The following is a 14757-nucleotide window of genomic DNA, read 5'->3' as shown; positions in this document are numbered from 1 at the left end:
TTTTTTACAAAACCGTTTTTCCATCATCCGGGCATTCAGCAAAGTACGGTTTTTATTAATTTCTGGTAAATGGGATATTGTTATAAAAACCAATCTGGATCTGCCCGCGGTTTCTGTTTTCCTGGAGCTGATTCATATAGCCCGCTTCAATCCGCATATTTTTATTGATAACATATCCTAATGCGCCATATACCCTGTTACGATCGAAAACAGGACTGTCGAAGTGCAGGAAGATTTCATTATAAACGGATGCATAAAATGTTTTCGGCAGCATCTCTTTTTGAGTAATCGGAATATTCAGTCCCAGCATATACCTGAACCTCATTCTAAAATCATCTTCCAGAAAACGTTCTTCCAAACGATACCGATGCTGAAGATTAAAAACGCCCGAATTTCTGTTTGGTAATATACTGTTGAAAAATCCGGTGTTCAATATTCTCTTTCTTTTCACCATTTACATAAGGCTGGCTCAGAATAAAACCATATCCCAGCAAAACGTTATTATTGTTTTCCGTAAGGTCATATCCTATCCCGGTACGGATTAAAAGCTGTTCCAGATCCCCGATGGCATCAAAATTACGATACTGGATTTCATTATGCCAGTTCAGTTTCTTGCTGATTTTGTTATTTCCAAAATACATATACCAGGCTCCCAGCTCATTTTTCTGAGCATAGAGAGATACTGATCCCAGACTCAATAAGGTAACCGCCCACTTTGTAAAAACCTTTCTCATGTTTGTCAATTACTATTATCTATCGTTTTAACAAAATTAATAATTTAAATCAATAATAACAAGTAATATTTCATAGAGAGCTGTCTTCCATATGCTAGGATTAAAAAACCGGCAGAATAACTGCCGGCGTGTATTATAATTCCACATTAAAAATTATGGTTGCTGCTGCATTTTCGCAGGATCATCATAATTGACCATCCAGTTGATGCCAAACTTATCGGTAAACATACCGAAGTAAGCTCCCCAGAAAGTATTTTCCATTGGCATGGTTACCTGTCCTCCTGCAGAAAGTCCGTTAAACAGCTTATCTGCTTCTTCTCTGGATTCTGCATTAATGGAAATTGAATAATTGTTTCCCGGTTTAAACCGGGATGCCCATTCTCCGGCGGTATCGCTACCCATCAGGATTGTTTCTTTCGAAATCGGAAGAGAGACGTGCATGATTTTGTTTTTATCTTCTTCGGAAGTTTCTTTACCTTCCACTGGAGGCATTTCTCCAAAAGTTCCGATATAAGGATATTCTCCTCCAAAAACAGATTTGTAAAAATCAAATGCTTCTCTGCAATTTCCGTTAAATGTTAAATAAACGTTTACTGTTGCCATGATTGTTTTTTTATAAGTTAAGTTTTAATAAGCTTTCAGATGATTTATATAGAATTACCTGTGCTGATCTATTAGAATCATATTTCCATCGGGATCTTTCAGGTAGATATGTTCAGGGCCTGAAGTATTTTCATCAGCCTCTTTATCCAGCTCTATTCCGTTTTCCTTCAAATGTTTCTGTATACTTCGTACATCATCGAAAGCGTCCAGGTTTTGGGCATTTTCATCCCAACCAGGGTTGAAAGTCAGCATATTTCCGTCAAACATAGCCTGAAATAAACCGATCAGGGTACTTCCGTTTTTCATAATCAGGTAATTTTGCTCCATACCTCCACCCATTGTAGTAAAGCCCAATTTTTCATAAAAATCTTTAGACTTTTGAAGGTCTTTCACACTTAAGCTAATTGAGAATGCACCTAATTTCATATTCTTTTTGTTTTTAAAGCGAATGAATGTCCTGCGAAAACCAGTCCCCAAACAAGTATTCCCAAAATCCAGAACCAGATGGGAGTGGGTACAATAGACATCATATAAATAGACATCAGTAAAAAAATAATTCCACAGATGATGGCTGCAACCGGTTTTCCATTATTGGCAATTTTTGAAGCGGTAAATCCCGAAACAAAGGCAGCTGCTGCATATGCCAGAATGACAAAAAATAAAGCCATGAAAGGGGCCTCAGCAACATACTTTTTCAATGCTTCCATGTCTCCGTTCATGGATTCTGCAGGAGGCGGATAAAAGTAATGTCCTATATTTTCAGTTGCTGTGATACAGACAGAGCCCGTAATAAGCCCTGCGACTACTGCCAAAATGCGTCTCAACATGGCTATTGGTTTTTTAAACGGGTTTTAAAATCTAGTGTACCGTCATAGCTTCTCCAGTCACCGGTGAGTTCAATATATTGTCCTTCTACCTTTTCGGTTTTCTTATTCCATTTGAGGTTATACACGAATTTTCCTTTAAACAGCCCCGAATGTTTCCCTTTATTCTCTTCCGCCAGCTCATATTCACCGAAAACAGTTCCCTGTCTCTTGGCATCTTTATACTTCAGAATGGTGATCTTCCCTTCGAATCTGGTATAATTGGTATCTACAAGAGAATATCCTGATACAAAGTATTCCTGATCATTTTTCTTATTCTGTTCGGAAGTATTGATTTTAAGTTTCAGTTCCTGTCCTTTGCTTCCGATGGTACCGATATAGGGTTTGCTGTTATTCAGCCATACATTGGAGATATCCGGCATTTGTCCCCAAACCAGGTGGGTTGCGAGGATGAAAAAGAATACAAGTTTATTCATTCTTATTTTTATTTTTAAAACAGATGGAGTATCATAACAATTGAATAGTTGCAGATACTCCATCCGATTATTTTAAACTCCGAATTGTGACAGGTGGTGGTTCAAATGTTTGGCAAACATATTATTCCATTCCTGTGCGCTTAATTTTCCGAAGGAAAAAGATTCCTTACCATCAAAGGCTTCAGCACCAAGCTGCTGGGTTTTTTGAATAAATCCGATCAACCTGGTTTTTTCTTCTTCAAAGTTTTTTCTTCCCGTAACCAAAAACTGGGGTGCTGTAGGAGAATCTCTCGGATATGCTTTTTCACCCACCACTTTAGGTTTCACAAAAGTTTTTAATATAAATTTTGCTATGGTTCCCGGTTTTTTATGTTTTTCCGGTTCGTATACCATTTCATAGGTTACACAACAATGCGCCAGCATCTGGTCTACCGTCATTTTCCCCCATAATCCATGGGTATCTTCCACAAGCTTATGTATTCTATCAATATAGCTTTGAGCATCTTTTGCATCAAATACGTTTTCCATATTTTTTCTAATTAACTGTTGACAAATATATCAGTTTTTTTTGTTTGATTGTATAAGTCTGTTAAAAATTACAGTGATGCATTACGGGACCGGCTGGTGATTAAGTATAATACCAAAATAGTAACTGAAAGAGTAAAATGACGACAAAAATGATTAGAGTTTCAGCAAATGGTATAATTATCTGTTGTAGCCTAACATTTGGTATCCTGACAAATCTCCTGTAACCATATCTTCATCACAAAACCAGCAACCAGAAAACCGGCAACAAACAGCCGGAAAAGCAGAAGTCAGCACTCCTACTCTCCATCCTCATGAGAAACATTCTCAACTGCTATTTCCTGAGGAGCAGCATTTTTAAAAATAAACCACAGCTTAATCTTTAGTGCGATCCAGCCCAGAATAGCATAGACTACTACCAGAACGCTCAGGTGTTCCAGGTAAGGAAAGGTGAGTTCTACAGAACCTTTCTGAATCAATAAAAATTTTAAAGGCCTGTAAAAAGGGAGTTAACGGAATTATATTGGCAATAAACTGAACGAAGGCAGGCATTGCACTTAGCGGCCAGGTAAAACCACTGATGATAAATGCAGGGGAAGCAATTACCATAAGAATCTGGGTTGCCTTCAAGGCATTCGGTATCAGTATACTGATGAATACTCCCAAAAATGAAGCTGATCCTACAAAAACAGAGGTAAGAAGGATAAAATTGAGTATTCCTTCGGGCATCGGAACCCTGAAAATCATATGCATAAAGTAATAGATACTTACGATAAGAATTGAAAATACCCAGATCGGAATTACTTTGATCAGCATTGTAGGAAACGCCCATCTTTTCATTTTTATATATTCTTTTACAAATGATCCTCTTTCAAATTCTGCTGCAAAGCTTACTGCCATCGCCAACAGGATAACCTGCTGCAAAACAACGGCCAGCATGGCAGGCCACATAAAGATCAGGTAGTTTCCTGTGGTATTGAATAATGTAATATAATTGGCTTTAAAAGGCTCATATTGTGTAGCGGCTTTTGCTGCCGGCATTCCTGCTTTTTGCAATGCCTTGATTGAAGCTCCGGCGGAAAACGTTCCTATCGTAAGCTGAAGAGCTTTGGAAGCAAAATTTGCCGTCAAAACGTTTCCTGTATTGATATACACATTCAGTTCAGGATATTTTTTCTGAAGCATATCTCCTTCAAACCGGGAAGGAATAATGACAACTGCTGCCGCTTCATGCCTGATCACCTCATCTTTAATACTCAGAGGTTCCTGCAGGTATCTGATAATTTTGATGCTTTTATTGTCATCCAGCATCTCAGTCAGCTGATTGGACAACGGAGTATTATCCCTGTCAATAACCAGCACAGGGGTATTTTCAACTTTTCCGCTTTTGTAAACAAACCCCAGCAAAGTGGCATAAAAGACCGGTGCCAGAAAGAACACTGTCCTTAAGGTAGAATTGCCGATAAAAAGTTTGAACTCACGTTTTAAAAGACGGAAAAATTCTTTCATCTGTTTATATTTATTGTTGTAAAGCCTGAAGAGAATATAGCTATAATTAAATCCCGACTCTATTTTATTTCAAAATAACATTTGCATTGACTAAAATATTTTTAGTCTTATTCATATCTTTTGGTTTTACCTTGATCTCGTAGATTGCATCCTGCAGCTGATAATCAGGATAAGCTGTTGTAATGTCCGCATATTTTGTCAGCTGTTTGATATATACGATAGTTCCTGTCAGGTTTTCTTTATTATAAACCACCTGCATATTAACTTCCTGTCCTTTTTTATATTTTGAAATAGCACTTTCAGGAATGGTAAACCTGAAATAGGTACTTTCAGGAATATATCCGTTAAACAATGCAAACCCCGCTGTTGCCAGTTCTCCTGTATTCAGGCTGATGGTTTCTATTTCCATATCATTGGTGGCAATAATATATCTCTCAGAATAGGCCACATTAGCCTCCTGCAGCGCACCCTTAGCCTGGGAAGCCTGCCCTGCCGCCATTTCCACTTTTTCGAAGCGGGTACCTCTTTTCACATCATCCAGTTCTGCCACTACAGCATCGTATTGTGCTTTTGCTCCTTGCAGTTTGGCATAGACCTCATCATGGGCCTGTGGAGACATGAGGCTGTCACGGAACATATTGTTTGCCCTTCTGTACGATTTTTGAGCAAATTCATATTGTTCTTTCAGGCCTTTGTATTTTGCCTGAAGCTGTCTCATCTGATCTGCCGTAGCGCCGTTTTTCGCCATCTGCTCCTGAGCCGTTGCTGCATTTACCGCTCCCTGTGCCTGCGCTATTTTTGCAGAAACCTCCGGAACATCCAGCTGTGCAAGGGTATCCCCTTTTTTCACAGTTTGCCCTTCAGAGACAAATATTTTTAAGATTCTTCCGGTTACTTTCGGAGCAAACGAGATAACGTCTTTTTTTTGTTTTTCCTTCCGGTTCTTTTTATTTTTTCATTTTTCTGATTACAGCTCCCTAAAAAAAACAGAGCAGCAAAGAGTATAGATATATTTTTAGGCATCATTTTAATTTTTTAAGGGATTAAATAAAGTTTGGTGATATCCAGTTCCTGGGTAGATCTCATCAGTTCTATTCCCGCTCTTCTCTGATTGAAAATGGCATTTTGATATTCCAGTTCGGCAACTTCCAGATCATTTTCTGCATCAATAAGCTGGGATGATTTGCTCATCCCATACCGGAATTCTTTTTCAGCTTGTACCAAAGCATTTTTTGCCAGTTCTTTTTCTTTGGCTTTCAAGGCGATCTGTGCAGTAGCAATATCATAATTGGTCTGATTATTGGCCAGGTTCAGGGATAATTTTTTCAGGGCATCTTCTTTTTGATTCTGAAGGACTTCTTTTCCCACTTTTGCTGTTTCTTCAGCATGTTTTCCTTCTTTTCCGTCAAAGATTTCCCATTTAAAGCCTATTCCTGCAGTAAGTAATGGAAAGATATTGACATTATTCGGACTCCAGTCCAGCTTCTTTCCTTCATAACCAAGCAATGGAACAGCCGGAATAATATTTTCTGAACTCTTGATCCTGTTTCCATATAATCCGATATAATAAGCTGAAGCCATCAGCTGCACTTTAGGGATCATCCATGTTCTCTCGGCCTTTATTTTATAATCGGCAGCGTTGATCCCATGTTCCAGCGCCCGGATTTCGGCTCTCTGCTCGATTCCTTTTTCCGCAGCCAATAGTTCTACCGGAGATAAAACAGGATCTATCAGCCTTAGTCTTTCCTTGCTGATTCCTGTCAGGATATACAACTGTGTCAGAAGGAGTTCTTTTTTTCCTTCATATTCCACTACTTTTGCATTCAGAGTAGCCTGAGCCAGTTCAATTTTCTTGTGATCATATGGGGTAATCAATCCATACCCCAAGGCTTTATCAGCAGTCTTTTTATTGATGTCAAGCCTTTTTGTACTTTCGTCCAGTACTTTTCTGGACTGATGAATCAGGGCCAGCTGGTCGTAAGCTTTAGAAATAGTAGCCACCACTTCATCCCTTGTTTTTTCCAGTAAAATATCTTCAGACTTTTTCTTTTCTTCCACTGCTTTTTTCAGATACTTCACTTTTCCTCCGGAATACAGCAGCATTTTGGCATCTGCTTTGGCAACACCTGAAAATCCTGATACGTTAAAGTTATTGTTGAAGGCACCTTCCGGGATATTGATGAAAGGGGCTAAGTTAATTTCCGGTGACGTCAGTCTTGCTGTTCCATTCAGATAGCCGGCTTTACCGCTTAGTTCCAATGTAGGGAGAAAGATATCTTTCAGCTTGTGTTCATCAAGATCGGTAAGTTTATTCTGGGTAATCTGCATTTTAAGGCTCGAGTCCCGAACCAGTGCACTATCTAAAAAGTTCTTTAAAATCCGGCGCAGACTGTGCCCAGCCTACAGCAGGAAAAGCAAAAAAACTAAACGCAAAAATCAATAAATTGTTTTTCATGGTTTATGTTTATAACAAATATAATGCAAAAATTGTTTAATTCATCATAGATAATTCAACAAAGCTGTGAATTTAAAGCAAGTTTAAAATATGTTTAATCATTATACACTATTGATCATGGATATATCCCGTTTGTTTAAGTTTAATTTAAAAGAAGTTTTATTGTAAAAAATGTTGACTTAATTTTCATTGATGCTGTGTTCTGTTTAAAAAAATGACGGAGGATAAACAATGTAAAAACAAAAAATATAAAATTTTTCAGAAACGTCTCGTCCTTTGTGGCGAGAAGCCGGAAGTTACTTTTCAGCTGTAATTACTACAACCAATGGTACTATTCATTTACTTTAAAGAAAACCAACAGATGGAAACATCCATATTTTACACAAAAAAGGCCCTCCACATCACTGCAGAGAGCCTTTCGTTTATAATAAGCATATTTTTACTTCTGAACTGCCTTTTTCATTGCGGCATCAGGGCGTAAAACCCTGTAGCGGACTTCAATATCTTTAGGCACATAAAACACTAATGGAAGTTTACTGTTGTACCTTACGATTTCCGGTTTTAAGGTAACAAACTTTTTAGTCAGCTTTTGTTCCGGGCAGGCCATCAATGTTCCTGCTGTTTCTCCTTTGGATTCCACTTCATAATAGTTGTACCCCCATCCCTGAAGATCCTGGCTTTTCATTTCTCCCATTAAGGAGTATTTATTGCAGTCTAACATTTTTTCGGTTCCAACGAAAACTTCTACTTTTAAATCATTTTCATTTTTTGCTATCGGAAGCTGAATATATACTTGCTTATAACCTTCTTTAGCTTTCGGGAACATTTCAATCTGCAGTTTTTCAAACTTTTCAGCTTTCTTTTGAGCGAAAGCAGTTACACCCGCCATCAATACCAATCCTGTAATTAAAGTTTTTGAAAATTTCATTTTATTGGGTTTAAAATTTTAATTACTACCCTATAGCCAAAAATCATTCCAAAATCTGAACCCCTGTACCTTTTGTGTGGGCATTCATCTGTGGGGCATAATAGTTCTGCATAGTGGTAATCCCGTTGGAAAATTTACCGGAAGCATTGGCAACCACGTCATACTCAAACACATATTTTCCTTTTGGCATGTATTGAATATAGAAATTAGTGGAAGCATCTTTTGTAGACTGATAATAGCCTAAATTATTTTTCCACTGGTACCCCGATAAAGCATCTAATGGTTCAAATCCTGCGGCGCTCATATCTTTAATATGAATAAATTCCATCGGACGATCTGTATTTAAAATCATTCTTACCGTCACCTTATCTCCTACTTTTAATGGAGTTCCGGAGGATATTTTCTGAAGTTCTTCACCGTTTACAGTTTTCACTTTTTTATAAAGTTCTTTCGTCACAGAGATATAGTTTTCAGAGGATTTAATTTTATCCAGGTCTTCATAATACTGCCAGAACAGTCCGCCCTGTACAATTCCCGGCCCCGGTTTTGTTACGGTAACGGTTCCCAGATCTTTATTGATTATGTCTGTTTTCACGGTAGATTTCACATAGCCCGTAGCCTGTGTTTGCGTTGACAATTCTTTTCCACCCCAGACAACAGTAGCTTTGTCACTCTCTCCTCCTGTCCAGGATTTTCCTGTATTAAGTATCGTAAAGATAACCTCAGCAGTTCCTCTCGAGCTTCCCCATGCGTTGACTTCTTTCTGGGTCACCAGCCAGATCTTCATCTCTTCGATAAACTGCTGGTCATTGGCTTTTAATTTGTTGAATGCTTCCAATGCACCGGCATGATTCACTACTTTTGAACCAAACCATCCCCAGTCATTAAAGTTTTGCTTCCAGTAGACTCCTTGTGTTTTGGTATCTGTAGAAGTTTCTTTCAGATAGGTCATCAATTTATCAGATACATCTTTCAGACCGTAGTCGTTCATCAGCAATGCTGCACGATGTAATCCGAAGAAAGTAAAGTCTGTGATTTTTGCTGTTTTTGCCTTTTGTTTTACCAAGGTTTTCAAATTTGCCCCACTTCCTTTCAACGGGTGTTCTTTTTCCCAATAGTTCCGGGTATCCAGATAATCCAGTGCCCAGTTGCTCCAGACATTATCTTTCTTTACATCCCAGTATTTGCTGATCTCATTATCAACATACTGAATCAGTTTTGCTACCAGGATTTTTTTGTTCAGAGCTTTGATAGTCTTTCACATTATCCTTTAACCAGAAGTTGATTTTCCCTAAGTTTTTAAGGATATACAAAGAAGTCCCGTAAGAACTCGGGTATCCTGAATACCATGAGAATCCGCCATCAGGATTCTGAAGTTTTTTTAATTCATCCCAATCCTGCTGAATGGAGTTTTTCATCGTATTTGCATCAAAGAGTAATGCTAATTTCTGCATCTGCTCTTCTTCATTTTTACTTTGAAGCACCCAGGGCGTTTCTTCCAGCAATAGCTGTTTCAGTTCCTGGTTCTTTTCAAGGTTTGAGTTGAGTAGTCCTTTATTTTGATATTCTTCAAAAACAGTTTTCATTTTCGGATTGGCCTTGAATATTTCAGCAGCCAGTACATCGGCAAACCATTTATTGAAAATTACATCTGCAGATCTGTTTGGATCATTTTTCAGGCTTGGAAGCGCAAACATAATCTCCCAGATCGGGTTGGTGGTTAATTCTAAGGTGTTGGAAACATTAGAAGCCGTTGTGGAAGTATTATTTTTAAGATGGTCCAGAACAAAGGTCTTCGTTTCTCCTTCTTTTACAAAAACAGGAACGGCATCCGTAACCAGCATTCTGTTGGGCAGTACTGCTACTGCCTGTTGTTCTCCATCGGAAAAGGCTCCGGCTTTGGCCACTATTTTCAAAATAATGGAAGAAACATTATCAGGAACTTTCAGTTTCCAGGTTAATGCTCCGTTTCCGTTTTCAGCGATATCAAAGTTCTGTATTCCTGAGGTTACTCCGAATTTTGAAGAAATGTCTTCATTGGTAAAGGCATCTAATATCTTCAATTCGGCAGAACCGCTTAGTTTTTTGCTGCTAAGGTTGGATAGCTTTGACTGTAGGTTCAGCTCATCTCCTTCTCTTAAGAACCTTGGATAATTCGGTGTTACTGAGAATTCTTTTTGGGTCACTACTTCTTTTTCCAGGGTAGCAGCTCTGGCATCTTTGGTATGAGCCAGGAACATCAGTTTCCATTTTGTAAGGGCTTCAGGAGAGGTGAATTCAAAGTTGACATTGCCTTCAGCATCTGTTTTAAGATCAGGATAGAAGAAAGCAGTCTCGTTCAGGTTTTGGCGAACAGGGACTTTTTCCAGGTTTTCTTTTTGCTCCGCCTGGTTTTCAACATCTGCTTCAACCTGTTGTACTTCTCCAGCTTCTTTTGATACAGCTCTTTTACTATATCCTGTCACCACAACTTCCTCAATATTTTTATTTCTTGCCATAGCAGAAGGTGCCGGCATAACGCTATCATATGCAACAGTAATTCCTGCTGCTCTTCCTTGGAGTGAAGAAAGCAGGTTGCCATCAAACCAATTAAAGCTTGGAACCTCTACATACGAACCGTTGAAATACTTAAATCTTTTCTGGTACCCCTTCTGCAAAAGATAATTTCTGATAGCATAAGAGGTAATGATCTTAAACGGCACATATAATTTATCCCAGCTATATGTATTTTCTGCAAACTGATCCAGCGACATATCGTACATATTGGCCAATACTTCAGCATTGATCTTTTCTTTATCATTTCCGGTTACTTTCACGGTCCATTTTTCCTTAGAGTTAGGTTCCAGTTTATCCCTGAAGGTAATGGTTTCAATTTTCAAAGGTTTCTCAGTATCTTTTATTTTTAAAGAAACAGGCTGTGTATTCACATCATTAAATGCAACTACCTGAAACTGGATATTCAGTTCTGAGACGCTTTTATCTTTTGGAATATCAGCTGTATATTCCAATATTCCTTTTTTCAGCTGGTGAGTTTCAGAAATTGTTTTTCCTGAACCATCCTGAACAAAAACATTCACTAATGCATCCGGAATGGCTGAATACACATAGATTTTCACTTTTTCTCCCCTTGAAACTTCCTCTTTCGGGGCAATAACGGTCAGGAACGTTTTTTGTCCCGGTTTCAATGTGCTTTTATCCCAGACACTGAAATTTTGTGAAGTCCTGATCGTATCTTTTCCTTCAATATTGAACAGTTCCAGCCGGTAATCTCCTGCCTCCAGTTTTCCCAAATCAAGATTATCTGCTGTTGGCTGTTGTTGTCTTTCTACAATCACTTTTTCGGTCTTCCAGTTTTTGATATCATCATTTTTATCAAATAAATCATGAGGAAACCTTCTGATAAATTCTTCTTTTGAATATTTCGGAAGATCCTGAACTGCAGATTTGAAATTATCCCTGAAAATTCTGTCCGGGGCTGTCAGTTTGGATAATTTTACCTGATAAGGCTTCCTGAGGATTTGTTCATTATAATTTTTTGTTTCTACTTTTAGCTTTACATTTTCGTCGCTAAAGGTATTCTTAATCTCATCTGCTTTGATGTAATGGGAGACAGAAGCTACTTTAAGCTGAGTATCGGCAGATTGCGTTTCTCCGTTGATATCGGTAACTGAAGCATTGATTTCATAGTTATCAACCTGAATACCTTCCAGCTTTTCATCCTTTTTAAGATCAAGACGGATTACAAATTCTCCTTTTTCGTTGGTTTTCACCTCTCCCAGAATTGAATTTTCATTGTCATCATCGTCTTGTGGATACCACCAGAAATATTTCCATCTGATGTTATGCTTTTTGATTTCGTAATGAACGGTTGTATTATTTAAGGCCACTCCGGAAAACATCATTGCTTTTCCTTTCAGCTCTATCGTCTGGCCATATTTATATTCTTCTTTTACAGGTTCAAAAGTAACCTCAAATTTAGGTCTTTTGTACTCTTCCACTCTGAAATCCTTATATCCCTGCGGATCGCCTTCTGTTTTCAGATAAAAGGTACCGTTCAGCTGACCTTTTGGCAGGATAAAACTTCCATGGTAAGAACCAAATTCATTGGTGGTAAAATCTTGTGAAGAAACTTCCTGGCTGTTGGCATCCAATAAAGTAATTTTCTGCTTAAGGCCCGGTAATACAGATTCTACCTCCTTATTCAGCTGAGTATTGATGACTTTAAAATAGACGGTCTGGCCTGGTCTGTAAATAGCCCTGTCTGTAAATATCTGTATTGTTTTACGAGAATCTTTGTTAGGATTAAAATTTTCCACACCATTGCTTCCATATACCTGCATCATCTGGAAGTCATTGGTTTTTGGCTGACGGATCAAAAAGGTCCTGTAATATTCTTTATTGGCGGTGGAAGGAAATTTGAAAATCCCTTTTTCGTTAGTTTTTCCATCCACTTTGTTCAAAGTTTTATTAGAAACAAACTCGTAGAAAATAAGGTTTTCATTGCTTACAGGCTTCCCGTTTTCGCTGTTTACTAATTTCAGTTCATTGGACAATGGGTTATTGTCTGTTTTGGTCTGATAAATGACTGTATTCCCGGAAACCAAAAAATAAAAATTCTGTCTGGAATTATTCTCCTTTGTACCGTCACCCGCCACAGAATATTCTACAACATACGCTCCGGCAGGAAGGGGTTGTATTTCCAATGAAGTTTTATGAACCTGGTAATCTTTAGGATCGGAAAGCTGATAGGTCTCCTTTCGCACCAGGTTCTTTTTTGATCCGTCCGAAAATATCGGCATACGAGTTTTGAATATACTGCAGCAGAGAAGTAAAATCCTCTTTTACTTCATAAATGTTTAAAGAAAACTCAGATACATTTTTATATTCTGCCACCAGATGAACCGGCATATTGCTCTGAGTCTGCTGTTCATATCTGATATTGAGCAACGGAGTGATAATCTGCTCCTCTTTATTTCTGATATTTCCCAGAAAAGGGGATTTGGGGTATTGGCTTTTTGCCTGTGCAGCCACTGCAATGGCTTCTTTATTTTTCTTTTGGGTAATCAGCTCATTCATGATATCTTCCATGATGAGTACTTTATAATCGCCTTCTACATTTGATTTTAACAGATTCTGAAGTTGCTCAAGCCTGTCTTTACACTGGTTGAAATTGCAGTTTTCTACCAGCTTTTCTTTCATGAAATACAGCCTGGAGTTTCCTTCGTTTTTCGCAATTAACTCATCAAAAATGGTATTCACAGAAACACGATTTTCAGCAAGTTCATTTTTAGTAAAAAGGGCGTTATCTGCTAAAAAACTGATTTTCTTTAAGGAATACCAATCAAAAAGAGTTGGGAAATAAGCGATATCTTTGGTACCCGAAAACACTTCTTTATATTTCTCCAGGGCAACCGCCTTCATTTCAGGCTTCTGCTGATCCAGCTCCTGATAGGTTTTGGTTAAATAGTTTTTAAAATCAAGTTTGCTCCAGGTTTCAATCTGTGACAGGTCTTGTGAATTGATATTGGTCCTCCCGTTGATCTTCCAGGAATTCTGGTTGTAATAATCCAGGAAAAAGCTACTGAGTAACACTTTGAATACCAGTTTCCCTTCTCCTTTCAGTTTCCCTTCTGTTTGCTGAAGCTTACTGAAAAATTTCGACGCGGCATCGTTCTGATCATCATCCACGGTCCGGTTGACAATACTGAATTCCGCTTTCAGTGCACGGATCAGCTGCAGGGTATTATTTTCTTTCATCGCCTGATTTTGTATGTCTAAAATAACGGGAAGATTAGATTTATAAGCTCCCTTCTTGCTGTTTTCTACAATTTTTTTCCATTGGTCATCATAGTATTTCTGTGCAAAAACCTTTGAAAACCCCAGCATTAAAAGCAAAAGCATAAATATCTTGGAAAATCTTTTCATATATATTATTTTTGATAAATGAACCTATTAAAAATACTGAAAAAATCTGTCATAGACAGCCAAATTTATGTCTCTCTGATGGGAACTCTTTTTGCAGTATTTTTCATGAAAGAGCAAAACACATTCCGTTTGCCCACTATAGTCTTTATTTTCATTACGTATTTCAGTGGCTATCTGTACACTAAATACCAATATACGAGACATTTTTTTTAAGATATTGGTTCTGAATGCAGTGGCCGGAATAGTATGTGCTCTTTTAATTATTTATAATCATAATGAGGTGAGGCTCCTGAAATGGTTTATCATTGTAGTACTGGGGCTATTGTACAATAGTTTTTTTTCTGGACGTGTATATCCGTAAAATTCCTTTTTTTAAAAGTTTTTTTATGTGGGATTGATCTGGGCCCTGGTGAATTGCTGGCTGACGCTTCCGGAATTCAGCATTCCTATTTTTCTGATCAGTTTTTTTTATATCACGGCATTGGTGCTTCCGTTCGACATCCGGGACATGAACAGTGACAGGGTAAAAACTTTTCCCATGCTGGTAGGAGTTCAGAATACAAAATACATTGCATACATCCTTGTTTTTATAAGTTGCATCATCGGAATTTTTACCCTGAAACCTCTGTATGCGGTTTCTTTTTTCCTTTCCTGTATTGTCACTTTTTTCTTGATTTATTTCTCTGAAAATAAAAGAGATGACGCTTATTTTTCATTCGGGGTGGAGACCTGCTCGGCACTTCCTTTTTTATTTTTGCTAATAATGGAGTATTTTTGA

At 38.0% G+C, this 14757-nt stretch carries 13 protein-coding genes and 1 pseudogene; 1 reads left to right on the top strand and 13 read right to left on the bottom strand.

Annotation, left to right across the window (positions count from 1 at the left end; all coding sequences use genetic code 11):
- Positions 1 to 55: 55 nt before the first annotated feature.
- The 13 genes and pseudogenes from HX13_RS06115 to HX13_RS23565 all read right to left on the bottom strand — a co-directional run bounded on the left by HX13_RS06115 (position 56) and on the right by HX13_RS23565 (position 13979).
- Positions 56 to 734: pseudogene (locus tag HX13_RS06115) on the bottom strand (DUF2490 domain-containing protein).
- Between the two features lie 153 nt (positions 735 to 887).
- Positions 888 to 1337 (bottom strand): VOC family protein, encoded by a 450-nt coding sequence (locus HX13_RS06110; protein WP_050020336.1) that lies wholly within the window; start codon positions 1335 to 1337, stop codon positions 888 to 890.
- 54 nt (positions 1338 to 1391) lie between these two features.
- Positions 1392 to 1763, bottom strand: a complete 372-nt coding sequence (locus tag HX13_RS06105) for a VOC family protein (RefSeq protein WP_050020335.1) — start codon at positions 1761 to 1763, stop codon at positions 1392 to 1394.
- Entirely contained in the window at positions 1760 to 2164 is a 405-nt protein-coding gene (locus HX13_RS06100; protein WP_050020334.1) for a hypothetical protein, read from the bottom strand. Before HX13_RS06100 ends, HX13_RS06105 begins: the two co-directional genes overlap by 4 nt.
- Before the next feature lie 2 nt (positions 2165 to 2166).
- A complete protein-coding gene (locus tag HX13_RS06095) occupies positions 2167 to 2637 on the bottom strand; it encodes a hypothetical protein (protein ID WP_050020333.1) in 471 nt (156 codons plus the stop codon).
- Positions 2638 to 2709: 72 nt separating this feature from the next.
- Positions 2710 to 3165 carry a DUF1569 domain-containing protein gene (locus HX13_RS06090; protein ID WP_050020332.1) on the bottom strand — a complete coding sequence of 152 codons (456 nt, stop codon included), beginning with the start codon at positions 3163 to 3165 and terminating at the stop codon, positions 2710 to 2712.
- Between the two features lie 372 nt (positions 3166 to 3537).
- Entirely contained in the window at positions 3538 to 4671 is a 1134-nt protein-coding gene (locus tag HX13_RS06085; protein WP_238555079.1) for an ABC transporter permease, read from the bottom strand.
- Positions 4672 to 4735: 64 nt separating this feature from the next.
- Positions 4736 to 5545 (bottom strand): HlyD family secretion protein, encoded by an 810-nt coding sequence (locus HX13_RS06080; RefSeq protein ID WP_238555126.1) that lies wholly within the window; start codon positions 5543 to 5545, stop codon positions 4736 to 4738.
- Positions 5546 to 5706: 161 nt separating this feature from the next.
- On the bottom strand, positions 5707 to 6999 hold the full coding sequence (locus HX13_RS06075; protein WP_238555078.1) for a TolC family protein: 1293 nt from the start codon (positions 6997 to 6999) through the stop codon (positions 5707 to 5709).
- Positions 7000 to 7565: 566 nt separating this feature from the next.
- Positions 7566 to 8054: a serine protease inhibitor ecotin gene (gene eco / locus HX13_RS06070; RefSeq protein WP_050020331.1), complete on the bottom strand. Its 489-nt coding sequence runs from the start codon at positions 8052 to 8054 to the stop codon at positions 7566 to 7568.
- Positions 8055 to 8097: 43 nt separating this feature from the next.
- Entirely contained in the window at positions 8098 to 9129 is a 1032-nt protein-coding gene (locus HX13_RS23575) for a hypothetical protein (RefSeq protein WP_238555077.1), read from the bottom strand.
- Positions 9130 to 9253: 124 nt separating this feature from the next.
- The gene (locus HX13_RS23570) at positions 9254 to 12853 is read right to left on the bottom strand and encodes an MG2 domain-containing protein (RefSeq protein WP_238555076.1); all 3600 of its coding nucleotides are present in this window, start codon (positions 12851 to 12853) and stop codon (positions 9254 to 9256) included.
- A complete protein-coding gene (locus tag HX13_RS23565) occupies positions 12783 to 13979 on the bottom strand; it encodes a hypothetical protein (RefSeq protein WP_238555075.1) in 1197 nt (398 codons plus the stop codon). The genes HX13_RS23570 and HX13_RS23565 overlap by 71 nt, the downstream gene beginning before the upstream one ends.
- Positions 13980 to 14367: 388 nt before the next feature.
- On the opposite strand from HX13_RS23565, the gene HX13_RS23560 reads away from it, so the two are divergent.
- A complete protein-coding gene (locus tag HX13_RS23560) occupies positions 14368 to 14757 on the top strand; it encodes a hypothetical protein (RefSeq protein ID WP_238555074.1) in 390 nt (129 codons plus the stop codon).

It is taken from the genome of Chryseobacterium sp. P1-3, from assembly GCF_000738495.1.
GTDB classification, from domain to species: Bacteria; Bacteroidota; Bacteroidia; order Flavobacteriales; family Weeksellaceae; genus Chryseobacterium; species Chryseobacterium gallinarum.
Note: the sequence above shows the minus strand (reverse complement) of the source record. Positions and strands in the feature narration are given on the sequence as shown.